The organism is Caballeronia sp. EK, from assembly GCF_014384845.1.
Lineage (GTDB): Bacteria > Pseudomonadota > Gammaproteobacteria > Burkholderiales > Burkholderiaceae > Caballeronia > Caballeronia jiangsuensis.
Map to the genome: position 1 here is coordinate 208,643 of NZ_JACSUE010000010.1, position 24,177 is coordinate 232,819.

Consider the following 24,177-nt stretch of genomic DNA (forward strand, 5'->3'; position numbering starts at 1 on the left):
AAGTCGTCTTGGAAGTCAGCCTCGAAACCGCTTTCCTCGTTGGAAAATTGCCGTTGGCCAATCGGCGGCGCAGGCATTGTAATACCTGGTAAGGGGTCGAGATTTGCATCGTTGTTTGATCGCAACCGTTTGCTATCGCTTCTGCTTACGGGCGCGGAAGTGCTTCACGCGCAATCCGACGAAGACGACGCCGAGCACCGCCGCGACCGCGACGGGCTGTGTCGCGCCCACTGAAGAGAGGAGTGCGGTGCCGCCCCAAAGGAGAATGGCGAAAGTCGCGAGCGCGCCGAATGCTTTGCTTCTCGACGCGGCCGCGAACTGCCGCCTGCCAGAGCCGAATCTTTGCGCGAAGCGAATGTTGCTTTGCTCAAGGTCGAACACCTCCTGCGACTGCACCGTTGCGCGATCTGCGCGGTAGTGCCTCTCGTACTGTTGGAATCGCGCGTCGCCGCGGCCTTCGAGCCACGCGGCGGCGCTGTCACGAAAGAGGTAAGCGAAGTCCTGCATGGCTCAGTGCGTCACGTCCGAGTGGAACGCGATGGCGCCGATCGCATCCGCAATGCACAAGCCGTCGGCCTCACCGTAGTACGCGCCAGTTTGGAGGTCAAGCCAGCCAAACTGCGCGCGGCCATCGCGTGAAAAAACGATAAGCCCGGCCTCGACGGAAAATTCATGGGACATCGCTCAACCTCCGGGTGGGATTTACGACCTGGCCTTCTTGTGCTTGGAGGCGAGGCGTGATTTAACGGAATAGTTGCAGCCCGGACACACGAAATCCTTCGCCAGTTCGATCTTTCCTTGCTCGTTAGCGAGGACGTAGTCGGTCTTGCAGGAGCGGCAGGGCGCTACAGAAAGTCTCGAATCCATCGCCATCGCGCCGGCGAGGTGGTTCGCACGATCTGCGGTGATCACGAGGTCGTCACCGAACAACTTCGCCGCGATGTCATTCGTTGCGATCAGGGCCTCCGGGATATTCGCGCCGTTCTGAAGCGCACATCGGTACAGCCAGACCACGAAAGTCGCTTGGACTCTGTTGACTGCCGTTTGGACATACCACGTGAGCGACTTAGTCCTGCACCCCACTGGCGAGCTAACGCCGTGAATTTGCTTGTAGATCGTGCGCGCCGTCGTGCGGTTCAGGTTGAAGAAGTCCACCGCCGTGGACGCACGGCATCCCTGCGCAATGAAGAGACGCGCGAACCCGTCGCGTTCAGCACGTTCGAGCCGAAGATGCGACCAAGAGTCCTTATAGGGCAACGTCGACGCCGGAATTTGGGACGTGCGCATGAGGTAGTGCGCAACCGATTCGTTGGAAAGCCAACCTGTGCAGTACTCTTTCCAGAACAATGTATCTTCGAAGCGCCATCTAAAGAGAGGGAATTTGATCCGGCCAATAGCCGCCTCAAGCTGGCGCATGGGCTTTGTCGTCAAATACTCGGCGAGCTCGAACGTGATGCCCAGCAACGGCGCTGCCAAGATGTTCATGTGCAGCACATCCTTCAGCAGCGTCACGTAGTAGCAGTTGTAGTGGAAAATATCGCGGCTGATCATGCCGTCCACGGCAGGCATGTTCGAAGCGAGATCTGCAACCGTCGGCGAGACCAGCACGTCGTCGACAAAGGTTTCCCAGTCGCGAGGGTTGGGAAGCGTTGGCAGAAGCGCCAGAAAAGGCATGTTCATTAGCGTCGCCTTCGGAGCGGCGTGCTCGTTGAACGTCTCGATGTTTTCGAGGCATACGGCGAGCACGGCCTCGGCTCCTTCATACCGGGTAAGCACCCTGTGCATCACGTCGGTCAAAGAGTAATTCGCGCGCTGGATCTTCTCTGCAAGAAACGTGGGCAGAGTATGGCTGGTCTCGATCGCGTTTAGTGTATTGATGGCCATCGCTAATTCTTATTGTTTGTGTACAACACGGCGCGCATCGCGCACCGTCCAGGGTTATCGTTTATTTATCGTTATCGCGAAAGCCACGTGTCGATCTCGACAAGCGACTTGCGCAACATTCCAGCCAGCGCTTCGATCAACGGGCGATGCTCCGCAGGATTGCTGGAGGCCTGCATCGCCAATTGCGCCGACGACAACTTGCCCGCAAAATTCTCGTAGGACGTTGTTGCAGCCGTCAATGACTCTTGTACCTTCTGGGTCGCGTCAATGGACGCCTTGAGGCGGTCTCGCTCTTGCTGCAGCGATTCAAGTTGCTGCTTCGTTGCATCAAGCGCATTTTCCGTTTCAGCGAGTTCGGCGTTCTTGGCCTCAACCGCAGCGCTGATTGTCCTGAAGCCTTCAGGAGCTTTGATGACCTCCTTGATCTCTACCACGGGCTTCTGATTATCGAAGGCGCGGCGCAGTTGCGCGATCTGCTTGTCCTTGTCGGCAATGTCCTTCTCCATGCTGCTCAGACCTGCCGTGCGGCGGGTCAGAAGGTCATCGAGCCTCGCCAAGTCTTCTTGCTTTGCAGTCAAGGCGCGCGCGTTAGCTGCTAGTTCCTCTTTGAGGTGGGCGACTTCCTTTCCAGCAAGGAACAACTCCGTCTTACTGTCTTCCAGCAACGAGGCGACGTTTTCAAGCTGATTCTCAGCATCAACCAGCGCCTTGTCGCGGTTTTTCAGTTCGTCCAACAGCTTCTTCATCTCAGCGCGCGTCATGTCTGGGTTGCTTTGCTTCTTCTCCATGAGCTCGTTGATCGTCGCGTCGGTGATGTGCCTGGCCTTCAACATGTCCAACTCGCCCACGTTGAAAATGCGGATCGCCTCGGTGTTGTCGCCAAAGCGCTCGTAGCAACGCATGTAACTGCGCGCAGCGGAATGCTTGATGTTCATGGCTCTATCGAAGAAGTCGTAGGCCAGGTTGGCGGCACGATTGCGCGTGGCTCGACTGTCCCCGGCTTTTGCGGTCATGTTGTTGCGCACGAGGTTGTGGCAATGAAACAACTGATTGCCGAGGGCGATCATTTCAGCGGCAATCCGTTCGCGCGATTCCGCAACCGCCATCATGGCGTCGGTCAGGCGGGCGATCAGTTCCTCTTCTGCGCCGAAGAGCACGCGCGCCGCTTTCTCGATGTTCGCGCGGGTGACACGGCTGTGATCGTCACGAGGAACCATGAATTCATTGAAGTCCTCGTCATCGATCTTGATAGGAAGGTTGTTTTGCTTCGTTGGGGTGTTCTTGGACGTCTCGCCGTTCAGCATTTCTTCTCTCCAGATTTTGCTACAGCACCCCCCGGTGCTGCTTGTCGCGCCGCAGGCGTCTCTCGACTGCCCTGGTGCTTCCGTCTGCACTTCGGTAACAAAGAGTAACGGTCGGTAAGGTTCGGACGGAGCGGAAAGAGGCACTTTTTTATCCCTCTTTAAGCCCGCCGAAGATAAGGCGGCACTTTTTTGGTGCAGCCCGCAAACGTTTAACGGAAGAACTCTGTAAGACTTTAATTACATAAGTGAAACGGAATACCTAGAAAAAGGACCTGCGATGTTTGCAGCATGCGACCCCATTATTTACGTTTTGCTGACGGTGACCTTATGTTGCAGCGCTCGATCCGTCGGCAAACATCTGAACAGCGGCTATTGCATGCTCAACGCTCAAAGGCTTGACGCCATCGAGGAGGTCTCGTTTGGTGCGACGCCACTGGGGCAGGTGATCGAGCGTGATCAGGCCCAAGGGAAGTTGGGCATCAAGGACCGCGTCCGCGGATGCGAATAGGCCGGCTCCGATCACCGGCCAGTTCGGTGGCAACTCGGCACGGAGAAAGCGGACCTTGCGGTGTTGATGGTTCAGGGAACGTCGGTCTTCGGCCAGTTCGTCCGCGCCTGTGCGTGTGGTAGCCGTTGGCGGTCGAAGGGGCAATGTGGCCGGACCAGTGCTTGGTCTCAAAAATGAAGACGCCAAAAGGCGTCACGGCGAGGTGGTCGATCTCCGCGGTCGGGAACTGGGTCCTGGTGCGTGTTTGATAGCGAGCGGGCCTTCGTGCAAGTAGAAGTCGTTCCCGCAGAGCCAGTACAGGGTTTTGCGATGCTTCGCTTGGTCGGTTGCCCCCCGGCAGCGCCGATCGCGTCGAAGCTGCGCCTCGAGGGGCGGAACTTAGAACCCTTTGCGAGATGCCGATACGCATTGTAGCGGCCGACCGCGGCCAGGATTTCGAAAAGCATTGCGGTGTCCCGTCGGTTTGTCTGTACCAGCTTGACACCCTCCTAACGTAGTCAAGGCGCGTTATGCGCAGTAACTCTGTCGTCTCTTGAAAGACGCCATGTTTTTGCGAGCTTTCGCGCCTCTCTAGTTGCGACACCGGCGTAAATTCCTCTGCATCCCCGCGTCTCTGACGCATCGACCGAAGCCACGCGAGAACTCGCGGTCGCGCTTGATCCCTGTCTCCCGCATAGAGCTGCTTTCGCCACGCCTTAGTGAGCCGTGACGAAAGCGTCTCTCCGCGCGCCGTTTTTCCCTGCTCACCCGAGCATCGAAAACCATCCAGCGCTGTATTGGCTGGACATCCCCTAGTGCGTCTTTTTTCTGGAGAGAAAAAATGCCGAAGCAGTTGGTTCTCAAGGCGATGAAATCGCCCGGTTGGTTGGTCGCTGTTAGCTTTGCGTTGTGGCTCGCTGCGCACTCGTTCTTCGCTTTCTTGTTCGTTTTGTTCGTTGTCTTCTCGTGGATCAAGCGATCCATCAAGTCGGCATTGAAGGAGGAGAAAGTCGAGGATGCGAAAGCTCCTGCGCATGCCGCTGCCGTTCTGGCTACCGCCGACGACAACGTCACGCATATCAAGCGTCAGTACGCAAAGTCCGCAGTGGTCGTTCCACTTAAGACAGGCACCGACGACTAGTCGCTACGCCTGAATGTCAAGACTGCCCGCCCGGGCGGTCTTGACCCCTCACCCCAACGGGAACCATCCCGGTGCGGGGCATGGGTTCCCGTTCACCCGGAGATTCCCATGCAAGCAGAAGTAGCCGCATGGCAACTGGACATGTTCGACGCTCCCGCAGCGCCGATTACGCGTGTCCAGGCCAAGCCTGACCCGCTGCCCGATCCGCACCTGTGGAGCGCGGCGGTCAAAGACAAGATGGTCGACGCACTGATTAGTCTCGCGACTGACAGCAGACGCGGCGACAACATGCCCGAGTCTCTGATGGACTGCGCTGCGTTGTTCAGCGAGCGGCTCAAAAACAGAAAGAAAATGGAACTCGAAGACTACCGGGCTACCCTCGGCTGGGTCATGGAGTTCTGGAAGGGCGCCTTGCCATACCGGTTCGTGTGCCAGATCAACGGCGTCGATCCCGAGATCCTGCAAGACGTCATCCTGAGCAACCCACTGCTCAAACGCGACATGGAAGAGGTGCGTCGCGAGTGCTTCGGCACGCTGCTCTAGGAGCTCAACTATGAGCACATCAACATTCAGTCGACTGCTGGGAGCGCTCTTCGGTGTGACGCCCCAGACGCAACGTGGCAGTGACTATCCCGCAAGCCATTCATCCCCGGTTGAGGTTGGAAAGGGCGGTCCCAACGAGCGGCACATCGCGATCGCCGGCCAACCGATGCTGTTTCGCGATGAAGGCGGTGTCGTTGTGCAGTTTCGTCCGGCCTTCGACTACGAGCTGCGGCCAACGGCTGTCGGTTTGAAGCTGATACCAGCGCTCGCGCCGCACTGGGAAGTGCTGCACGAGCACAAGGGCACGCTAACAGAGGCCATTGCGGCTGCTGTCAAGGGCGCTCGGTCACCAGACGAACCTGCCAGCCGGACGGTCGACACCGAACGCGCTCGACCGGTTGCCCTCGGCGACGCCCGGCCAAAGGTGGAAATTGTAGACGCTATTGTATCGACGCCGCCGCGTGCCGCTGAGTCGTCACATCGACGCAAGGAACGCGCGAGATACGGTGTGTTGAAAGAGTGGGGCGAGAAGCGATTCCCCGACGGAAAGCGCCCTGGCAAAACATACGAATCATTTTGCGTAACGCTCGAGCATCGCGGCGAGACACACGTCCTGCAAGGCGAGGGCCTACGCGACGCGATCGCAGAGTCGGCCTGCCGCATTGGCGATCATGTGGAAGTTAGGCGTGTCGGTAAGACCAAGGTGCCGGCAGTCGACGCACGTGGGCGGCCCAAGCTGGATGCCAGCGGCGCTCAGGTGCTGTGGGACAAGTGGCTTTGGTCTATTTCGAAGAAATCTTAAAGGGGCTTTTTATGGCATCAGTGAACAAGGTCATCCTCGTAGGCAACCTGGGAGCCGACCCGGAAACGCGCTACTTGCCGAGCGGCGATGCAGTCGCGAATATCCGGCTCGCAACGACCGATCGGTACAAAGACAAAGCATCGGGCGAGATGAAGGAGCAGACCGAATGGCATCGAGTGTCGTTCTTCGGTCGGCTGGCTGAAATCGCCAACGAATACCTGAAGAAGGGCTCGTCGGTGTACATGGAAGGGAGAATCCGCACACGCAAGTGGACGGACCAAGCCGGGCAAGAGCGGTATTCGACAGAGATCGTGGCGGATCAAATGCAGATGCTCGGAGGCCGGGCCTCTGGCGATCGCTCTTCGAGCGACGGTTTCGAGAGTCAGCGCCCTGCACGTCAAGAACGTTCGCAGCAGCCGCGATCGGGCAACCCCGCGCCGGCGAATCGCGAACCGCAATCGACGTCGTATGGTGGAGGCGGTGGCTTCGCAGATGTGGACGACGACATACCCTTCAGGCCTTATCTAATGGGTCGTGAGTGGGCTGCCATCTGATCCTGTAAGAGCTCACCTCGCTTCCAGTTTTTCCTCACCTTCGTTGCTTCGTCGAACCGGAAAACGGTCGGCGAAGCAACGAAGCGTGTCTTCCTACGCGACCCGCTCAAACGTCGCTACCCCCGCCTTTTCGCTTCCCTTGCTGAAAAAAGCCGCCCGCCATCTCGCCTTGCGCAAGGCGGACGTTTTTTTTGAGCACGATTTCACCGCCTGTTCAGGCATCGACCTCAACCACACCACAACTGGAGTGCCAATGAATATCAAGGACATCAAGCTGTCCCCGGAACAGTGGGTTGCGTTGCTCCAGAAGTACGGAGTGCCCAAAAGCTCGTTGACCGGGAAGGGCGCACCCTGTCCCATCTGCGGCGGAAACGACCGCTTCACATACGACAACAACCGCGGCCGCGGCGACTGGGTCTGCCGCAAATGCAACGACGGAGACCGAAAAGCCGGCGACGGCTTCGAGCTTATCTGCAAGTCCGCCGGCATGACTTTCCGCGAACTCATGATTGAACTCGAAGGTGGCAGTCTGGCTGACGCACGGCAAAACCGAGCGCAACCGGCGGCTCCGGCGCCTGGCCGAAAGGTCGATCCGGAGTGGGCGCGCAAGCGGCTCGACTCGATGTGGGATCGAGCGACGCAGGTCGGCTCGGATGGCCTCGTTCCGCGGTATCTGCGCGAACGTGTTCCGGGTCTGACAGCATCGCCGTCCGCAGCACTGCGCATGGCGATGCTCGACTACCGGCACGAAAAGAAAGTCATTGGTCAGTGGCCGGGCATCCTCGCTCGATTCACGTTGCCGGACGGCCGTCTCGGCACGCTGCATCGCACGTTCCTTGAACGCTCGAAACCGGGGAAAGCGTCGATCGTTACTAACGATGGCGAGATCCTTCCGGCCAAGCTGAACGACGTGACGCTTCATAAGCTCAACGGCGGCGCAGTCCGGCTGATGCATCCGGTTGACGGGGAAATTGGCGTCGCGGAGGGTCTCGAGACGGCCTATGCCGCGCACATGCTGTTTGGTGTGCCGGTCTGGTATTGCCTGAATCGTATCCTTCTCGCCGATTTCGTTGTACCAGACGGCCTCGGCATCCGCGTCGTCCATATCTTCGCGGACTTCGATGCGGTCGATCCACGTACCAGGAAGTCGCCAGGCGTCGATGCGGCCCTGAAGCTTGCAAAGCGGCTTCGCGCTGAAGGGTACACGGCTATGGTTCATCGGCCGAAGAAGCGGGAGACCGACTTCGCCGACGAGTGGTGTGCGTCTCACGTCGCGCACGGCCTCACGTCTGCTGTGGTAGTGCGCCGCGAGTTGCACGAAGCACTGCATTTTTGATTCTTGGCGGCGTCCAGTCCGCTAACAGTAACTTTTGCCCGGTGGGGATTTGTCCCCAACCGGGGCCGCAATCCGCCCGAGCTTTTCCAATGGAGAAGAGGAAATGAGCTTTAGCATGATTGTTGGCCGGTATGAGATTGTGGCAACGTCCGGTGTTGAGAACGGCTCGGTCAGAGTGGGGAAGTCGGAGGCGGAAGCCTATGACGTGATTGACCGAAAAAGAGGCGGTCATGCCCGACTGGAGAAGCAGGGCGTTACGTTGGACACTGCTTGGTTTTACTGCATTCGTCGACAGGCGAGCGCACAAGGGGTGTCTCTGCTGCACTGAGCACCCCGTTAAAACGAACCCCGACCATTGGTCGGGGTTTTTTTTACCTCGTCACTCTGAGACTATTTGAAGCGCACGACGTAGCTCAAACGCCACTTCAACACGAAGAACAGTATTTTTAGGAAAGGAATCAGAATACCCACCGACCATAACAAGGTGAGCCCCGCCGCGAACAACAACGTTTCGCTAAATCCGTTTTTCGGCAGATGGACAATCAAGAACATCGAGAAGAACGACGCGGCCGCGATGATGATGCGCCGGGTCACAAACGGTAATGCCATGAATTTTGCGTACATCATGCTCCCCGTTGCTTACGATTTTTGATCGCGTGGCTGAAAAGGAACGCGGCCTCACACAAGGCCAGCCCTGCGGCGACCAAGATCCACATGCGGACGTCTCGTGTCCAGTCGATCTGCGCCAAGTTGTCCAACAAGCTCATGTTTTCTCCGTCGCCGTTGCAGGCCTAGTCGATACGTTTCTATCTTGCCAGCATTCAATCCATGTCAAGTCGCCGTGATGATCACACACGAATCGGATAACGGACGAGAATCGCTGGCAATTAAGCAAGTGTGCCTTCTTGTTACGATCGCCGGGTCATTCTAGGTTTAAATTCTCAGCGAGAAACGCGTAGTCGAAATCAGGCTCGGCTTCGTTGTGCGCTTCCCTTCGCGGAACAGCGACCACCGCCTCGCCGATGTGAGGCTGGATGGTTGGCTCCCTGCTTGGCGAGACCCCGGCGGAGTCGGCAATGCCGGGATTCAACGAGACGCGAGAACCCGAGACGCTGCCTCGTAGAGCTTCTTCGGCCAGCCGTTTCAGGAGTGCCGCGCGTTGCCGAGGGTTGGAGATCGCAACTAAAGCATCGAACAGCGTTGGCGTCGCGATTTCGCTGATTGTTACCTTGATCTCCAAAGCGCCTGTCATGCGGGCACCCCTTCCTTGCGCTTCTTATCGCGCAGCAGCGTCGCCTCGCCAGCGGCAAGGAACCCCCTGACATTTGTGAAGCATGGATCTGTCATATGGTCGATCCTCAAGTGGGGAAAGCGCGCCTGGATCTCGTGCCTGTAGAGAGCCGCACCGCCCCCAGTGAGAACGATCGAGCGAATGTCCACTGTGTTCTTCACGCCCGCTTGGATGGCTTTGACCGCGGCGTCGATGACCGTCTGCGCCCCAGGCAGAAACTCCTGCAGGTTGTAGTCGTTCCCGTTGAGCAGCAGCGTCGATCCGGTGCGTAGCGCCTTATCGATCCGCTCAATTCCCTGCGTGTCGATATGCAGTTTCTCCTTGATAACAGCGGCGATGGCTTCGTAGTAGTGAGACGCGCCGCTGTGATGACCGCCGCTGCGCTCTTCGTCGATCGTCAGCCCAGTCGCCACTACCCAGTCCGTGGTGAAGTAGCCGACGTCGATGATGAGGTGTGGGTCCTCTTTGTCGAACTCGTGATACCGCGAGAAGTTGACCAATGCACCGAGAGGCTGCGGCAGCACAATGACACTTCCGACATGGAATTCGACTTGGCCGTACGCATTGTTGCCGGTGAACGCACTCCGCAGATGCGCCACGTGCGTGTGAAAGTTCCTCATCGGCAGGCCGAGAACCAGGCGATCGACCGACGCGACGTTTGCGAAATGGAAAGCACCAGCCAGCAGCGCGGCATAGCTCGACGTAGTGCAATAGTCGTCGTTGAGCGTGGCACCCGCATCGCCGTTGCGTGAGCTCAAAAGTATGCCCGGACCAACTTGATAGCGCTTACCTTCGACCTCTACCGCGACCGTCTTGGGCGTGGTAATCAGCCCAGCGCTCTCTTTTGCGATCGTATGCGCCTTGTACGGCGGTGTCAGCGACGGAAACATAAACGTTGACACGTCTGAGCCGTTGCGGAAAGCGATTTTGGTGTTGCCATATCCCACGTCGACAGCGAGGACGGGTGCATGCGTCTTAAGTGCGTTCATTCTCCCTCCAGAGGTGAATCAGTTCGTTTATTTATCTGCCTGTTATCTGACAGAAAAGTGGCAGATTGTCGGTGGCGACGGCTCGGTTTCTATAAACGTCCGGATAAGTGTCAGTTATCTCCACCTCAACGGTGAGATGAAAATCGAACGCATCAAGCGCGTTTTAATCTGCCAGTTATTGGGACGATATCGGTGAGAAAAGTCCCCGATACGCTTGATGAACTGTACCGAGCGGCGCGCGATGTCAAGGATCCAAAAGCTCGCATGATTTAGGCAGCTTTCGTGTACGCATTGGTATGTCTACGCGCTATCCTGCTGATTACCCACCGCGCGGACAGCGCATCGACCTCCTGAACGGACCATCGAGGGCGTCGCTTTGCCTAGCGAAAAGCCCTCTGTCACAGGCCGCAAATTGATGCGGCCTTTTTCTGAAGCTAATCAAGCACAGGGTGACCCAAGTTGAGGAAGCCGGACACGCGATATCCATTGGGTTTGCGGGCGGTTTTGCCCGAATTAGCAAGTTGAGACGGATTGGACCCGGACACACGGACACTTTTGCCGTGCTACGAACGCCGCCATCTCAATGCGCATCGACACATCCTTTCAGCATACGAAGCTGGGTACGTTGCATGACGCCCGATACACCGCGGCAGATTGAACGGACTTGGGGATGGGGGTGGAGCAAGCCGTAAGGGCAACACTCTTCCCTGTACGGAAGGCGAACGGTAGGCGCGACCGGAGAAAAAACAGCGCAAACGAATTACCGAGCAAATGGCCGACGTCGTGCCGTCGAAAGACAGGGCACACGGGCGCAGAGATGCGTCAAGGCCGGCGCGGTAGCCGTAGCAGCGGCATAGCCGATTCGCGCAGCGAAAGGCGCGCGAGTCGACTGTTGACAGCAGCGGGAACAGCACACAACGACGAGATAACCGCGAAGGGGGTCCGTGTTCGATATGCTCCCAGCAGCAGTCGGTGGCGGTCAACACGCGAAGCGTGTGGCTGGCAGCACGCAGCAGATACGGACGGTCGATGCACGTTTCTTCCACGTGCGGGGCTATCGAATGGAATCGCTAAAGAAAGGGAAGGCAGGGCCCGGCGGGGATACGCGGCGCGCAGCGCGATGACTGCCAGGAGATAGGCTCCCTGGTCTCCCGCGTAGCGGCAAAGAAACCCGGGCGTCACCGACGTCGTCCGGCTACGCAACAAGAACGAGAGCTTTTAATGGAGGAGGTTGGCAACGGGTTCGCCTCCTCAGATTGCGCATGACGGGGCGAGTAATCGTTGGCTCGTACCACGTCGCGTTAGGGCCGGTTTTTTGGGAAAGGTTTGAGGCACCGAACGAGATGCCCCATTACGGACTGACGTGCGAGGTCGATCGAGCGCATCGCTTTGGCGCTAAAAATCGCTGCCCGCACGGTTGGCTCGACGGACGATCCGTTGGATGGACCACGAAATCAATGCGCGAGCTGCCTGGTCGATTTGGACGTTATCTCTGCGCTTTGGCTTTGCGGATGTCAGGGCCCGACGCAAAGCACTCAAGCGCGCTGCGATGGCGGGATGGGAAATCGCGTCGTCAGCGTCGTGGGCACAGGACCGCCAATTCTCGGATCGTGTGGAACTTCGGGAGGCGTTTGACCTAGGCTGCGCTTTTCATCGCGCGTTAGATATTTTGTTGGAACCTACTGGAGAGAGAACAGATGGCAGTGACGGTGAACGTACGCTCGCTTCTCAATGAATACAAGCTTCCGGCCGATTTCAAGAACGCGCTTAGCGTCCTGTTCCTGGATAACGCGGGTCGCGTACATAGCCGCACGCGTGTCAGCTCGAAGAAGCTGTCGGTGAAGACTCAAGGGTACCGGTTGCAGAAGCTTTGCCACTCTTTCGTTGAGCTTCGAGAGAATGGCTATGCGTTGCAGTCACCGTGGGCAATCAAACCGAAGCACGTGCGCTTCCTCGTCGAGTTGTGGGTGCGGAAAAAGCAGAGCGCCGGCACCATTGAGAACAAGCTCACATACCTTCGCGCGTTTGCCGGTTGGGTTAATAAGTCAACCCTGGTGGGTGCCTTGGCTGATTACGTCGATCGCAAGGAACAGGGGCTCATTCGCACATATTCGGCGCTGGAGGACAGATCCTGGGAGGGCAATAAGGTTGATGCCGTAGCCATGATCAACGAGATCGCTGAAACGGACCCGGTCGTCGCGATGCAGTTGAAGTTGCAGGCGGCGTTCGGGTTGCGCGTTGAGGAGAGCTTCCTCCTAAGACCGAAGGAATCCGTGAGGCGCGATGGCTTGCTGAGCGTTACGCGTGGGACGAAAGGCGGCCGAGACCGTCTTGTTCCGATCCAGTTGCAGACTGCGGTACTGGAAGAGGCAATGAAGTACTGCAACACTCTTACCGGATCGACGATACCTGATGGGTGTACCAAGAAGCAGTGGAAGAATCACTACTATGATGTTCTCAAGCGGCACGGCGTCACGAAAGCGGGATTAGGTGTCACGAGTCATGGGCTGCGACACCAGTATCTACAGCAGATGTATGAGACGGTAACGGGAGTGCCCGCGCCGGTAAAAGGGGGTGGCCAGAAGGCTGACCTCAAGCTGCACCGAGAAGCGCTGAAACAGGTGGTTGAAGCGGCGGGCCATAGTCGCCCCTCTAAGGCCAATGCCTACATCGCTAGCTACAACAGCCTTGCGCAGCAAAGATCGGCGGCTATAAGCTTCGAGCAGGCGACTGCCGCTGTCGAGGCGGCCGGGGGGAACAAGACGGTCGCGGCGGCGGCCGTGGGAATTTCTCGTCAGGCCCTCTACCGTATTCTCGCTAGAAATGAAGGCGCTGTTCCGTTTCGCGGATATGTTCCTAAACGTGTCACCCGCAAGGTCAACCAAAACTAATTTCAAATCAGTTGGTTAGATAGGTGACCCCTCTTGCGCAGGAAATATCATGATATTTCCTAGCCTCGATATGGCCCAAACGGGTCACTGAAGAAGCCAGTTGAGAGACTGACTAGTCAGCACGTGATAAGTTAAGACGATGGCGAGCGCGAAAGAAGTGGCGATCTGCGGGACCAGTCTCGCGCGGAGACGGTAGGCGGCGCGGATGTATTCGACGGGGGACATTTTTTTCCTTCTTCGGGATGTCGCTGGCACACATGGCCATGCACAGTCCAAGTATTACAGACCCCGACGAAGGTCAAGTCACCAGCGGTTTCTGTCGGGAAGATCGTCCACAGCGAGGTTCACGCTGTTCTCGAAGTTGCCCTCGTCTCCACCGGTCGCCGGTATGCGCGGAAACTGTATAGACGCTATGCCGTCGATGTAGACGCGCTTAGCGAGTTGCTGAAGCTTCCGATACCTTGCTGCGTCGTTGAGAACGGTGTCGACCGGCCAGAAGTCGCTCAGCGTGATCTGGCTGTCGGCGATCTTCCTGGCGATCATGGCGAAAATGGGACCACGCTTCTCCCAGTCGCCTTCCGTCCTCGCCAGCAGATCAATGACGAACGGCGCGTCGACGGCGCTGAGTTCCTTTCTAAGTAGCTTCAGGAGGTCACCCTCCTTGGCGGCCGGTCGCCTGGTGCGGGCGTTCCAGATCGCACCCGCCTTTTCAAAAGCCGCGTGCCGGTCGTCGCCGATTGCAAACCAAGGCGTTTGCATGCCGCAGTCTTCGCAGTAAATGCAGCAGACTTTTTCTTGTGGAATCGCGAACAACGAGCGTGCCTCAAGATCGTTCATCTCGGGAGCAATACGCTCGTCGGCGCTCAGATAGTCACGCGCCGGGGCAGACGGGCGTTTGAGCAACCGGTGTGAGTAGCCGAAGGCCCATTTTCCGCCGCAGTGGTCGCAGGGAAAAAGTTCGTCAGTCATGGCGCGGTCCTGTCGCCGGGGCGCCGGCGGGTCAATATGAAGGTAGCCATTGATTATAGCCACCGGCGTACCGTCGCCAGAACCGACTGTCGCAAAGCACCCTTGCAGTTGGAGACTAAACGTTACGCAGCTACGCGGTTTGCCGCGATCGCGTTGTAATCCTCGTGGCTCACCAAGCGAATGGGCCTCAACGACGGGGCGTCGAAAAGCAACCGATACGATCTGCCAACGGGGACCGATACGAGCTTGCCGGCGGAGGACTTTAGGAACTTGCCGTCGAGTGAGAAGGGATGGATTCCGTTGCTCACCTTCGCGAGAAGATCGCGGGCTTCACGTTGCACGGACGACAGATGGCGAACCATGGACAAGTCGATGGCGTCGTCCGCAGTCGAACTGCGCTTCACCGCTCGCTTTTGTTCCAACGCCAGGCGCTGCTCCGCCTTCTCTTTTTCTGCGTTTGCGCAGGTGTGGCAAAACTTCCCCTTGCCTGTGTGGCCGCATGCGAACGTCTGTTTCATGGTGCTAGTGCTCTGCTGTTGCTGATAGCCTATTGCACCATTGATTGGCGCTCGGTCAAGTGTCCGTCGAAGGCTGTTTCGGTGCTCTTTTCAGGTTATCGATGGCGTCGAGGGTTTCGGAAAGCTCGAGAATCCGGGCATCGGCGAGAGCCAGTCGATCCTTGAGGTGCTCGATCTGGGAGAGAGCGAGGCCGTACTGCTCCGCGAGTATTGAAAGCGCGGAGAAGGGCGTGAGCGCCGAACCGCAGTCAGCGCAGGAGACGATGCCGGCGTGTTTGGCCAGGCGAATATGACGATGCGCGCAGTCGTTGACGTGACTGCGCACATCGTTGGTAGATCGAAGACGCGTAAAGGGAAGGATGTTGCTCATTCAGGAGTCGACAAGTGGCCCCGCTCGCTAAGCCGACCACGGTCAATTTCGCCAGCTATGTTGTCGGGCAACAAGACCCGCGCAATTCTCGGATCTCCCCGACAGTGTCGTTCGACAGTATCGAGATATCGGCGAAAGGCTGCGTCGTCGGAGGAATGGCCCGGAACCGGACAATGCGCGAGACGCAGGTCGGTCGGCACCGACGCGTGCTGCTCAAGGGCATGGCCGTGGCAGGCGTCCGGCAGCCACCACCTGTTCCAACGAACGGTAAAGGTCAGCCAGCTACGCGCGGAGCTACCGATCTCTGCCCACGACGCTTTGAAGTCGAGGATCGCGCCGAGGGTGCTGAAGAAGACCATGCGCACATGATTGTCGTCGGCGGCCGCGACAACGATCTGCTTGCGTCGCTCATCGACCGGGTCGATCGAACTTGCCATTGCGAGCGCGGGGTAGCTCACCTGCGAGTCGGCATGGCGTGCCGTCGCGTGTTTCAGAAAGAACGAGTTCGAGCTCACTTGTTTTTGAGATGGTTGAAGACCGGGTCAAAGTATCCCGGCGATGGCTGCTGTCAAGTCGTCAAACGGCTGCCGGCAGTCGTACCGACGCCAGTTCTGCTGGCGGTATTCACTCGACACAAGGCGTCGCGGTGCGCGCGTACAGCGCTTGTTTTTCGTTCTTGCGCGCGAGATATTCCGGGTTGCCCTGCATGCCATAGACTTCAACTGCGGTCAGTGTCGCGGTGTCCTGTCAGTCGAAAGTCTGGAAGCAGTGTATCGCCGGTCTCAAGCCTGAGCGGCTTGGTGAAGCGGCGGCGCTCCTCCACGAGCCTGTTGGCCATCGCCACTTCGTAACTGGAGTCGCAAGGTATGAAGCTGCTGTTGCACAGTTGGAGCGCGATGTCGACGATTCGAAGTTTGCCTTCTTTTGTCCGCTCGATGACCGCCAACGCCACGATCCGCGCGTTCGCGTCGCCGACCATGGCCCATGCAGATCGGGATGATGCGGCCGCCGTCTCAATCAAGTGTCTCGAAGCGAAGAAGGTGCGCTTTGTCTGGCGAAGCTTGACGACGAAGCCATACTTGAAAGCATCACGGAGCGCAGCTCGCCAAGCACCAAGCCGCGCTGAGACACCGCGGGCGTCGTCTTGATACGACCGAGAAAGTCATCGAACTCCGCAACGATAGATTGCGCTTCGTTCTCTTCATAGTGACGCATGACGTGCAGGACGTCCTGCATCGGCTTACCGTTGAGTTTGCCTACTCCCAGTGCGGCCACGACTTGAGCGTTGCATTGGCCCCAACTGCGTGCAGGGGCACCCATCCAGATATGCAAATCCGCCTCGATCCAAACGCGTTGCAGGAAGCCGAGCAGCGGCGCGGCCCGGCGCGTCCTGCCGGTGCCCGAAGCGTTCGCGGACAAGCGAGGCGAGTGTTCGACTGTCCTAACGGACAGCGAGGCGTCGAGCTTGACGTTCAGGCCGGAGGGTGTTTGCTGGATCGCCTCGGAGGCGTCGGACTTTTTCTTGCCGGCGACGGCCGCCGACGCATAGAGCGGGCATAGCTGCGCGTCGTGGTACGGCCCTTCTTCGGGCCACCGGGCCAGGTGGAAAAGCGCGCCGTAACGGCGAATAGCTAGACGCAGAAGCTTCCCGGCGCCGTCTGGCTTGCATCGGCAGTGAGCGTACCCTGGAGACTTCTTCGCGCGTTGGAGTTGGCGCGCATACCTCGCAGGATTGTTCTGAACGTCGTCGATCGCGACGGTCACTCCATCAAAGGACACTTGCGCCATTTCGTCCCGCCTCGCTAAGTGTGTGATTGGCCTGATCAGCGGGAACCTTGTGGATGTGCGCCCGAGTCCCAAGCAGATTGGCGACCTTTCGCACGCTCAGGCAGAACTGCTCGGCATGGAAGCCGGTGGGGAAGTGCAATCCAATAGTTTTTACTGCGCCCGGAGCGGCGTAATCGCGCGAGAAGACTGAACCAGTCCCGACAAGCGCGTCGATCCAACTGTCGGGGAAGCCCGGTGACGGCTTAGCGTCGGCCCGTACGCCGACTGGATCCTTCGTAAAGCCTTCAAAGCTAACGATGATAAGTTCCATTGTTCGATTTGCTAGACGCGGTTGAGCCGCAGCGAGTCTTCGGATAGAGCCGTTGCCCGACCGATCGGAAAGGCGCGTTCAGTCTCACTGGACACCATGACGTGTCGGCTGCCGTTCGGACGCTGGAATTCGAGAAAGCGCAGCCCGTCCACGTTGTGCATCTTCAAAAAGATGCGGTCGAAGACAAGGCCAGGAAATCGGCCATTCGCGAGCCGTAACGCGTGCGTCTCGATGCGGTAGGCATGCATCGGCACAAACTCAGCCACGAAAGCGCGCTGGCTCATTGAGCAAACGGCTGCAATTCGTGCGTGCGCCGGTCGGCGGCCGCAAGCATGTCATACAGCGTCACGGCCGCCATCATCGCGACGATCGCGCTCAGGCCGCAGGCCGCGAGGAGCCCAGTCAATCGCTTGTCGTTGGCTGCAAGTTCCTCGGCGCGAGACTTTGCTGCTGCGTCGAGTTCCCGACGCTGCACCGACAAGGCGGCCGCCAGAGCCGGCTCGTCTTTCAACCCGTACTTCAAGAGCAGTTCTGGGCGCTGGTTTGCGGGGACGAGATCAATCGCGTCGGAGAGGCCCTGAAGCCGAGCCGCCACGGTGCTATCGGCAACCACGCGAACGGCGGAGCGCTCGATGGTGAACTGGCGCGCGGCAATGGTGATGCCGCCGGTCGAGCAGATGGCTGAAACACTGAGGAGCGCTAGGGTGGCGATGTGACTTGCTTTCATACGTCTGTGGTGGGCTTCACGCACGCGCGTGCACAAACTGATTCTGGCCCCAGTCGCGCAGTGGCGGACCCGCGAAAGCGACCGGAATACTCGCCCCTTTCGGATGCACTCACCAGCGTCGGGCCTCAGCGACGCTGACCGCAGGAGTCGAAAGAGGTATGTTTAGTGGCTCTTTTCGCGTATTGACTAATGTCATGATATTTCCTACGGCGCAGCCCCCGACGCTCAGTCGGCCTCACCTCCATCTGTCGCGAGCGATTATCCCCAGCTTTGCCCACAGAATCTGTGGATAAGTGTTGAGGGGCGCGCTTCGAAAGACACCATCAAACGCTCGCCTTTCCCCCATACAAAGCGGCATCACGCAGTTATCGTTGGAGCATCACCCGCGCGACTTGCGCATCGACCATCAGGCGCGTAGCTGTCTGCCGCCGACAATCGTCAATTTTCTTTCTACCCGCAGGGGCATGTCCCCGATCGCGGGCGTGCGCCTGCTCATTTCAGGGAGCCACGCATGTACACACAATTGATCGAGCAGTTCAAGACGGCACAAACCGCGGCAGCAGCAGCCTATGGCGCCGTCGTTCAAGCTGAGCGCGATGTCTTTGCTGACGGACTGTCCGAGTATTCGGCGATGGAAGCCCGAAGCGAATACAAAGTCGAGCGCGAGCTCAACACGTTCTGCCGACGGCTGCTCTCGCGACTTGTGATGGAGGCAAGCCGCAAATTCGCGCCGGCCGGCGGCCGAATCGAGATCGAGGAGGATCGCGAACTCGAGCGATGCGGCCTCAACGTCGAGGAGGCTCTGAGGAAGGGAAACGTGCCTGACTTGGACGGCTTCTGGCGACACCTCGAACGAACGTTCGGCGGTGAAGCAGGCGAGCGCGTCGCCTTCGAGCAGGCAGCCAAGGCCATCATCGATGGCTTCTGGCTCAAGCCCGATACAGAGATCAAGCGCACCAGCAGCGCTGTCATCTTGGAAAAGCGTGTCTCGTCTGAAGCGTCGTTTCGCTCGAAAGGCGAGCGCGAGGTCTATTACTCGTCGCAGCAGTCGGTGGTGACAACGTTCGGCGGCCTGGCAACCTTTGCGAAGAAGCATCAGTTCGGCGCGCTGGCGATGCAACTGCGCAACTTCAGCGTCCACCAACTGACGTTCTCGACGCGCGAGAAGCTGTCTTTCACCGGGCTGGAAATCGTGATGTTCAACGATAAGTGGCAGTTCAAGTTCGCTCACGACGTGGGCGACGCGTTGTCCCTCTTTATCAGTGAGTTCGGAGCCAAGTACCTCGCCTCGCGCGACCGGTACTGAGGCCTCCACCGTCTCATCCTTGACCCGCTTCGGCGGGTCTTTTCATTTCTAGAGGTGACTCATGCAGAGAGATCTGTTTTCGTTCGAGCGGGACTGGTATGAACCGTTGCGTGCGATTCGAAGTTTGGGATCGCAGGCGCCGTCGATCGCCCATCAGGGCGAGCTGGCCGCAGCCCGCCGTCAGCACCTCGGGCAGTTTTTCACACCGGACGCCATTGCGGCGTTCATGTGGAGCTTCGTCAGCGGCTGGAACGTCAATCGGCTTATCCGCATCCTGGATAACTCGGTCGGCTCCGGTCGGCTGCTTCAGTACGCAGACCCAGAACGCCATGCCGTGTACGGCGTCGACGTGCACGCCGATGTCATCCAGCAGTGCCAGAAGGTGTTCGAGGAGGGGGGATTTAATTGCGAGTTCCGGCAAGCTGGCATGGAGGACATCCATCCGACGCGCTTTGATATCGCACTGATCAATCCGCCGTTCTCGATCCATCTTGAGTCGCCGCATTTGCAGACGCTCGAGTGCACGACGTGGGGCCGGTACGGCGCGCACACCAGCGCTTTGAGCCACGACTACGCCGTGCATCAGGCGCTTGAGGCGGCGAACATCGTCGTCGCGCTCCTGCCGATCACGACCGCCGAGTCGATGCTCGCGGGCGAGCAGGGCGACCGCTTGAAGCGCCGCGCGGCAGGGCTGTTCGAACTGCCGGCAGACGCGTTCAAGCTCGAAGGCGCGAACGTGCGCACTGCCGTGGTGGTGTTCGACCGCTATCGCGATCGTCCCTCGGACTTCGTGCGGGCGGTCGTCGACGATCTGGGGAAGCCTGGCCCAGATCTCGGGCTGCACTTCGAGGATCGTTCCTTCGGGGAAGCTCGGTTGCGACTACAGAAGCTCGATGACAGCGAGCCGTTCATCACGCGTGCGGTCACGGGCGACAAGTCGGTCAAGGTGTCGCACGACGGCCGGCGCATCCGCCTGTCCTTTGTCTGTGGCTTCAACGAAGCGATGGTGCTCAACGCGGTTCTCGTGAAGCGCATCTACTCGCGCGACAGCCACCGGCTGCCGCGTGGCTTCCGCTACTCGGGGCAAGGCGCGCTGGATATGGAGACGTATCTCGTGCAGGACGATCCGGTCGCGTCCTTTGGTCAGTTGCTCGATCGAATCCGCAGCGTCGGTGGCGAGCCGCAACTCGCGCCCGGCTTCATGGAGCACTTTCACAGACGGGTGCGGCGCAGCGCGCGCCAGGCGATACCGCTGCGACACGTGGCGTGGACGACCGGCGCCGGATCGCGAGATCAGGTGTCGGGCACCGCGAAGGAAACGCACAAGGTCGACGCGACGCGCTGGGCCAGTCCGCTCATCAAGGCGGGCGACGAAGTCCAGTTTGATCGCGACGCCGACGGACGCTACCGATACGCGCTGCATGGCGTCTGGTACCACCTGTCGGTCGACGAGCTCAATGCGCGGTTCGTGGTCGAGAACGTCAGGGGATGGGAAGTGGTGCACGAAGGTCTGTGCGCCCGCTTTCCTGACCAGGCAGCGGCTCTGCGGTCGCGCGTGAAGGCACTCGGCGTCGATCAATGGCTCGATTGGGAGTTTCAGGTCGATGATCTCGTCGAAACGCTGTTGAAGCCGACGGGCTGCATCGTCGCTTGGGAGCAGGGGTGCGGCAAGTCCCGGCTCGCGTTGGCGCTGATCCTTGTCTCTGGTGTGAAGCACGGCCTCATCGTTGTTGAGTCCCGGCTCATCGAGGAAATGTTGAAGGAGATTGGCCAGTTGCCTATCTCGGCCGATCAGGTGAAGGTAATCGAGACGGCGGCGGATCTCACCGACCTGCGGCAGATCAACCTCATCTCGTACGAGCGCCTGCGCATGCCGGTCGACAAAGCAGTTTCGGCGCGTGTGACGTATGCCCATCGGCTGCGGCGTCGCATCGGCCTGCTAGTGGCCGATGAAGGCGAGCGCCTCGCGAACCCCACGAGCGATCAAAGCCGCGCGCTTTGGCAGCTTGCGGCGCGACGACGGTTCGTTTTGACGGGAAGTCCGATTCCGAACTACCCCAGAGATGCCTTCGGTCTGATTGCGTTTTCGGGTGGTGACGGAACGGCGGCTCAGCCTTATGGCTATCGGGTAGGCTATCTCGAGCAGAACTGGACCAATTCGGTGGAGTACGCGATGCGCGGCGTCGATCGATTCAGGGATGACTTCGTGGTGCTGGAGTGGGTGACGTGGCAGTTCGCAGAGAGCCTGCAAGATGGGGCGAAACGCGAGGTACCCAAGATCGGCAACCTGCACCTGTACCGGGCGATGCTCGCGCCGCACATCAAGCGGCGGCTGATCGCCGAGCCTGAAGTTTCGCGCTACATCCAGATCGAGCCGCCGCAGTTTGAGGTGGAGACGGTCGACTGGGATCGCGGCCATCTGGCCGCGTACCTGCGCGCTGCTGACGAGTTTGCCGATTGGTATCGCTCATCGCGCGATGACAGGAAGGCGTGCAACCTGGTGACGATCCTCGCTCGTATCCGTGCGGTTCACTTCTCTGCCAACTATCCGCAGTTCGGGATGGAGGGCGTGGAGTACATCGGCGGGCTGACGAGCAAGCAGCGCGCAATTGTCGCGCGCATGCGCGCGATTGCGGCGGAAGGTAAGCAAGCGATCGTGTTTGCGGAGAATCCGGGCGTGCTCGATCTTCTGGCGCGCCAGCTGGATGTGCATGGTGTGCAGACAGTGCCGTTTCATGGGGAGATCCCGATCAAGCGTCGCGTGGCCGATAAGGACAAGCGTTTCTTGGGTGGACTCGCAACCGGCCTAATGGCCACCAAGGCATCGGGTCGCGCGGGCTACAACCTGCCGAACGCTGACTACATCCTCTTTTACGACCGTTCGTGGACGTGGCGCATCGAGTATCAGGCGATGCGGCGCGCGCTGCGATGGAACCGGAAGGGCGTGTTGAAGGTGCTGTATTTCCACCTGCCGGGCAGCATTGACGAGTATCAGGACCAGATGGTCGCGCACAAACGTGATGCGACGCAGGCGGGGCTGGATTGGGCGACGCCGGAACTGGACGACGAGACTTTTCTGCATATGGATTCGTTGCTGGATCGCTTCGTCGCTGACCTCGCATTGCTGGCGACCGAGACCTCGGTCGACATGCGCAAACTTTTGAAGGAGGCAGCTTAAATGCCGAAAGACTCGAACGTGTCTGTGGTGGTCGGGGAAGGCGTCGTCACGGTAAAACGTGAAGGCTCCAATCGCGCGGTGCTGGCGAAAGTCCTCGGCAAGGTGCAATTCGATGGCGTCGAGGTGCTTTGCCTTGACCGCCTCGTCCACGAAAGCCACGAGCAGCAGTTTGGCGAGTGGACGTTGGCGGGGGCAGTCACGACCTTGTTGTCGCGGTCCCTGCCGCCCGTGACTGGCGCGGTGGCATAAGACACAGCGGCAACCCGGGTGCCACTCGTCACAACCTTTAATCACAACCCGGCCTTCGAGCCGGGTTTTTTTTTCGGACATGCAAGGTAGACAAGAGTTAGACGCGGCGCGATGATTGCTAGACAATCGAATCGCCAGTTGCACGGGCATCAAACTTTCCAAGGCCAGTCGATGAAGCTGCCAATCCTTCTTGTCGAGGACGATCCGAACGATCGTGAACTCACGTTGTTGGCATTAGAAAAATGCAACATGGGGGTCGAAGTGGACGTCGCGCGTGATGGCCTGGAGGCCCGGCAGTACCTCCTGCACGAGGGCGCTTGGGTCGCCCGCCCCGCCGTGAATCCGTCAATGGTCTTACTTGATATGAGACTCCCCACGATCGACGGACTCGACGTACTCCGCCTGATTCGGAATACCCCTGCCATACGATTTATACCGGTTATAGCGTTGGCAGCTTCAGATCGGTCGGCCGACATTGAGCAGGCGTACGTACACAAGATCAATGCATACCTCGTCAAAGCGTTTGATTTGCAGGCGCACGTGGCGTCGATGTGCGTCGTCCTATCCGCATGGTCACGAAATCGAACGCCCCATTATTGAGCGCATTCGTGGTCAGCCCATACCCCAGATGCACGGCGCTGGTCATCCGCTAATGGATCGAAACTATGAGCAAACCGACAGATTCGGCGGTGACAATGACCTTTCGAGTCCCTCCTCATCTAGTCGAGGCGTTCACCGAGACCACGGACGGGTTCTTCGCCCAAGCGCATGAAGGAACAACACCCGCGCAACGCGCCGCAGAATTGCGCGCGGCGGATCGGGATGATGCGCTCGATTCCCTCGCGTTGCTTTTGGACGTCGCCCAGGATGATTCCAGCCAAGGTGCCGTGATCGCAAGGTTTCTCGTTAGTCTGTATCGAGCTCTGCCGTTCGACCTGACCGAGCTACGTGCCCTGGATGCGGACTCGTTCGAGCACTGTCTTGCAGTGCTGAGGCTTGACGCCCATCATTTGACTCCGATTCGCAGTTACTTTCCAGACGGTGCCGAAGAATGGCAAGCGGTCATCGATCGATGTCGTGTCGAGAGGACCGAAAGTAAGCCGTCTGCCGAGGAAGTGAGTCTTGACGGACAGACGTACGTCGCTCAATACGTCGCCTACAGCGACGCGCCGGGCTACCGCAATGTCACGCTCTTCGCCACAATCCAGGGCGAAGCTCAGCCGAAAAGGGCGATAGGGATGTCTCTATCTGCCAAGGATTGCGGCCGGCTTGCGGAGGATCTCGCGCAGGTGCACCGCAAGGCGTGGGAGGCCGGTTTGCCAGGCGACGCTGAGCCGGGCGAACACAGACCGACGTGGCTGTAGCAGAAGCAAAAGACGGCCTGTTTTTGGCAGCTTTCCGGCAAATGGGAGCTGAATAATTCGTTATCGTAGATTCACTACCCGCGTCTCAGACGCATCGACCAGCGCTGATTTTCATCAGCCCACGTTGTTCAACCCTTTGGGACCACTCCCAAAGGGGGCAGGTCCCTCCTCGGAGT

30 protein-coding genes are annotated in these 24,177 nt (G+C 59.0%); 12 read left to right on the plus strand and 18 right to left on the minus strand.

What is annotated here, in order from left to right:
- Positions 1 to 132: 132 nt before the first annotated feature.
- The 4 genes from IAG25_RS28315 to IAG25_RS28330 all read right to left on the minus strand — a co-directional run bounded on the left by IAG25_RS28315 (position 133) and on the right by IAG25_RS28330 (position 3,188).
- Positions 133 to 507 carry a hypothetical protein gene (locus IAG25_RS28315; RefSeq protein WP_187607764.1) on the minus strand — a complete coding sequence of 125 codons (375 nt, stop codon included), beginning with the start codon at positions 505 to 507 and terminating at the stop codon, positions 133 to 135.
- 3 nt (positions 508 to 510) lie between these two features.
- On the minus strand, positions 511 to 681 hold the full coding sequence (locus IAG25_RS28320; RefSeq protein ID WP_187607765.1) for a hypothetical protein: 171 nt from the start codon (positions 679 to 681) through the stop codon (positions 511 to 513).
- Between the two features lie 21 nt (positions 682 to 702).
- The gene (locus tag IAG25_RS28325; protein ID WP_187607766.1) at positions 703 to 1,884 is read right to left on the minus strand and encodes a FlhC family transcriptional regulator; all 1,182 of its coding nucleotides are present in this window, start codon (positions 1,882 to 1,884) and stop codon (positions 703 to 705) included.
- A 71-nt stretch (positions 1,885 to 1,955) separates the two neighbouring features.
- Positions 1,956 to 3,188: a hypothetical protein gene (locus tag IAG25_RS28330; protein WP_187607767.1), complete on the minus strand. Its 1,233-nt coding sequence runs from the start codon at positions 3,186 to 3,188 to the stop codon at positions 1,956 to 1,958.
- A 277-nt stretch (positions 3,189 to 3,465) separates the two neighbouring features.
- Between IAG25_RS28330 and IAG25_RS28335 the strand changes: the two genes are divergently transcribed.
- The gene (locus IAG25_RS28335; RefSeq protein ID WP_187607768.1) at positions 3,466 to 3,696 is read left to right on the plus strand and encodes a hypothetical protein; all 231 of its coding nucleotides are present in this window, start codon (positions 3,466 to 3,468) and stop codon (positions 3,694 to 3,696) included.
- Here IAG25_RS28335 and IAG25_RS28340 read toward each other — a convergent pair.
- Positions 3,668 to 4,318, minus strand: coding sequence for a nuclease-related domain-containing protein (locus tag IAG25_RS28340; protein WP_309243978.1), 651 nt, complete (start codon positions 4,316 to 4,318; stop codon positions 3,668 to 3,670). The genes IAG25_RS28335 and IAG25_RS28340 overlap by 29 nt on opposite strands.
- A 198-nt stretch (positions 4,319 to 4,516) precedes the next feature.
- Between IAG25_RS28340 and IAG25_RS28345 the strand changes: the two genes are divergently transcribed.
- The 5 genes from IAG25_RS28345 (at position 4,517) to IAG25_RS28365 (ending at position 8,051) form a co-directional block, all read left to right on the plus strand.
- A complete protein-coding gene (locus IAG25_RS28345) occupies positions 4,517 to 4,816 on the plus strand; it encodes a hypothetical protein (protein WP_187607769.1) in 300 nt (99 codons plus the stop codon).
- Between the two features lie 108 nt (positions 4,817 to 4,924).
- On the plus strand, positions 4,925 to 5,359 hold the full coding sequence (locus tag IAG25_RS28350) for a hypothetical protein (protein WP_187607770.1): 435 nt from the start codon (positions 4,925 to 4,927) through the stop codon (positions 5,357 to 5,359).
- 10 nt (positions 5,360 to 5,369) lie between these two features.
- Positions 5,370 to 6,161 (plus strand): hypothetical protein, encoded by a 792-nt coding sequence (locus IAG25_RS28355; protein ID WP_187607771.1) that lies wholly within the window; start codon positions 5,370 to 5,372, stop codon positions 6,159 to 6,161.
- Between the two features lie 11 nt (positions 6,162 to 6,172).
- Entirely contained in the window at positions 6,173 to 6,715 is a 543-nt protein-coding gene (locus IAG25_RS28360; protein WP_187607876.1) for a single-stranded DNA-binding protein, read from the plus strand.
- 253 nt (positions 6,716 to 6,968) lie between these two features.
- Complete coding sequence (locus tag IAG25_RS28365; RefSeq protein ID WP_187607877.1) at positions 6,969 to 8,051, plus strand: DUF7146 domain-containing protein; 1,083 nt, start codon at positions 6,969 to 6,971, stop codon at positions 8,049 to 8,051.
- A 390-nt stretch (positions 8,052 to 8,441) separates the two neighbouring features.
- Here the strand turns inward: IAG25_RS28365 and IAG25_RS28370 are convergent, their stop codons facing one another.
- The 4 genes from IAG25_RS28370 to IAG25_RS28385 form a co-directional block, all read right to left on the minus strand.
- Entirely contained in the window at positions 8,442 to 8,678 is a 237-nt protein-coding gene (locus IAG25_RS28370; protein WP_187607772.1) for a hypothetical protein, read from the minus strand.
- On the minus strand, positions 8,675 to 8,818 hold the full coding sequence (locus IAG25_RS28375; protein WP_187607773.1) for a hypothetical protein: 144 nt from the start codon (positions 8,816 to 8,818) through the stop codon (positions 8,675 to 8,677). The genes IAG25_RS28370 and IAG25_RS28375 overlap by 4 nt, the downstream gene beginning before the upstream one ends.
- Positions 8,819 to 8,973: 155 nt before the next feature.
- Positions 8,974 to 9,303, minus strand: a complete 330-nt coding sequence (locus IAG25_RS28380; RefSeq protein WP_187607774.1) for a hypothetical protein — start codon at positions 9,301 to 9,303, stop codon at positions 8,974 to 8,976.
- The gene (locus IAG25_RS28385) at positions 9,300 to 10,331 is read right to left on the minus strand and encodes a PRTRC system protein D (RefSeq protein WP_187607775.1); all 1,032 of its coding nucleotides are present in this window, start codon (positions 10,329 to 10,331) and stop codon (positions 9,300 to 9,302) included. Before IAG25_RS28385 ends, IAG25_RS28380 begins: the two co-directional genes overlap by 4 nt.
- Before the next feature lie 1,697 nt (positions 10,332 to 12,028).
- Between IAG25_RS28385 and IAG25_RS28390 the strand changes: the two genes are divergently transcribed.
- Positions 12,029 to 13,222, plus strand: coding sequence for an integrase domain-containing protein (locus tag IAG25_RS28390; protein WP_187607776.1), 1,194 nt, complete (start codon positions 12,029 to 12,031; stop codon positions 13,220 to 13,222).
- Positions 13,223 to 13,525: 303 nt separating this feature from the next.
- On the opposite strand, the gene IAG25_RS28395 is transcribed toward IAG25_RS28390, so the two are convergent.
- From IAG25_RS28395 to IAG25_RS28435, 9 genes are all read right to left on the minus strand, one after another.
- Positions 13,526 to 14,191: a Lar family restriction alleviation protein gene (locus IAG25_RS28395; RefSeq protein ID WP_187607777.1), complete on the minus strand. Its 666-nt coding sequence runs from the start codon at positions 14,189 to 14,191 to the stop codon at positions 13,526 to 13,528.
- A 122-nt stretch (positions 14,192 to 14,313) separates the two neighbouring features.
- Entirely contained in the window at positions 14,314 to 14,709 is a 396-nt protein-coding gene (locus IAG25_RS28400; protein WP_187607778.1) for a DUF7682 family zinc-binding protein, read from the minus strand.
- A 55-nt stretch (positions 14,710 to 14,764) separates the two neighbouring features.
- Positions 14,765 to 15,079: a hypothetical protein gene (locus tag IAG25_RS28405; RefSeq protein WP_187607779.1), complete on the minus strand. Its 315-nt coding sequence runs from the start codon at positions 15,077 to 15,079 to the stop codon at positions 14,765 to 14,767.
- Positions 15,076 to 15,594, minus strand: coding sequence for a hypothetical protein (locus tag IAG25_RS28410; RefSeq protein WP_222946678.1), 519 nt, complete (start codon positions 15,592 to 15,594; stop codon positions 15,076 to 15,078). Before IAG25_RS28410 ends, IAG25_RS28405 begins: the two co-directional genes overlap by 4 nt.
- 203 nt (positions 15,595 to 15,797) lie before the next feature.
- Positions 15,798 to 16,058 (minus strand): DUF1173 family protein, encoded by a 261-nt coding sequence (locus IAG25_RS28415; RefSeq protein ID WP_187607781.1) that lies wholly within the window; start codon positions 16,056 to 16,058, stop codon positions 15,798 to 15,800.
- A 38-nt stretch (positions 16,059 to 16,096) separates the two neighbouring features.
- Positions 16,097 to 16,867: a DUF1173 family protein gene (locus tag IAG25_RS28420; RefSeq protein ID WP_187607782.1), complete on the minus strand. Its 771-nt coding sequence runs from the start codon at positions 16,865 to 16,867 to the stop codon at positions 16,097 to 16,099.
- On the minus strand, positions 16,848 to 17,177 hold the full coding sequence (locus tag IAG25_RS28425) for a hypothetical protein (protein ID WP_187607783.1): 330 nt from the start codon (positions 17,175 to 17,177) through the stop codon (positions 16,848 to 16,850). Before IAG25_RS28425 ends, IAG25_RS28420 begins: the two co-directional genes overlap by 20 nt.
- 11 nt (positions 17,178 to 17,188) lie before the next feature.
- Entirely contained in the window at positions 17,189 to 17,461 is a 273-nt protein-coding gene (locus IAG25_RS28430) for a hypothetical protein (RefSeq protein WP_187607784.1), read from the minus strand.
- Complete coding sequence (locus IAG25_RS28435; protein ID WP_187607785.1) at positions 17,458 to 17,904, minus strand: hypothetical protein; 447 nt, start codon at positions 17,902 to 17,904, stop codon at positions 17,458 to 17,460. Before IAG25_RS28435 ends, IAG25_RS28430 begins: the two co-directional genes overlap by 4 nt.
- 511 nt (positions 17,905 to 18,415) lie before the next feature.
- Here IAG25_RS28435 and IAG25_RS28440 point away from each other — a divergent pair.
- From IAG25_RS28440 to IAG25_RS28460, 5 genes are all read left to right on the plus strand, one after another.
- Positions 18,416 to 19,210: a hypothetical protein gene (locus tag IAG25_RS28440; RefSeq protein WP_187607786.1), complete on the plus strand. Its 795-nt coding sequence runs from the start codon at positions 18,416 to 18,418 to the stop codon at positions 19,208 to 19,210.
- Between the two features lie 61 nt (positions 19,211 to 19,271).
- The gene (locus tag IAG25_RS28445) at positions 19,272 to 22,388 is read left to right on the plus strand and encodes an SNF2-related protein (protein WP_187607787.1); all 3,117 of its coding nucleotides are present in this window, start codon (positions 19,272 to 19,274) and stop codon (positions 22,386 to 22,388) included.
- Positions 22,389 to 22,637 (plus strand): hypothetical protein, encoded by a 249-nt coding sequence (locus IAG25_RS28450; protein ID WP_187607788.1) that lies wholly within the window; start codon positions 22,389 to 22,391, stop codon positions 22,635 to 22,637.
- A gap of 171 nt (positions 22,638 to 22,808) precedes the next feature.
- On the plus strand, positions 22,809 to 23,237 hold the full coding sequence (locus tag IAG25_RS28455; RefSeq protein ID WP_187607789.1) for a response regulator: 429 nt from the start codon (positions 22,809 to 22,811) through the stop codon (positions 23,235 to 23,237).
- A gap of 65 nt (positions 23,238 to 23,302) precedes the next feature.
- Entirely contained in the window at positions 23,303 to 24,001 is a 699-nt protein-coding gene (locus tag IAG25_RS28460; RefSeq protein ID WP_187607790.1) for a DUF7673 family protein, read from the plus strand.
- The last annotated feature ends 176 nt before the right edge of the window (positions 24,002 to 24,177 follow it).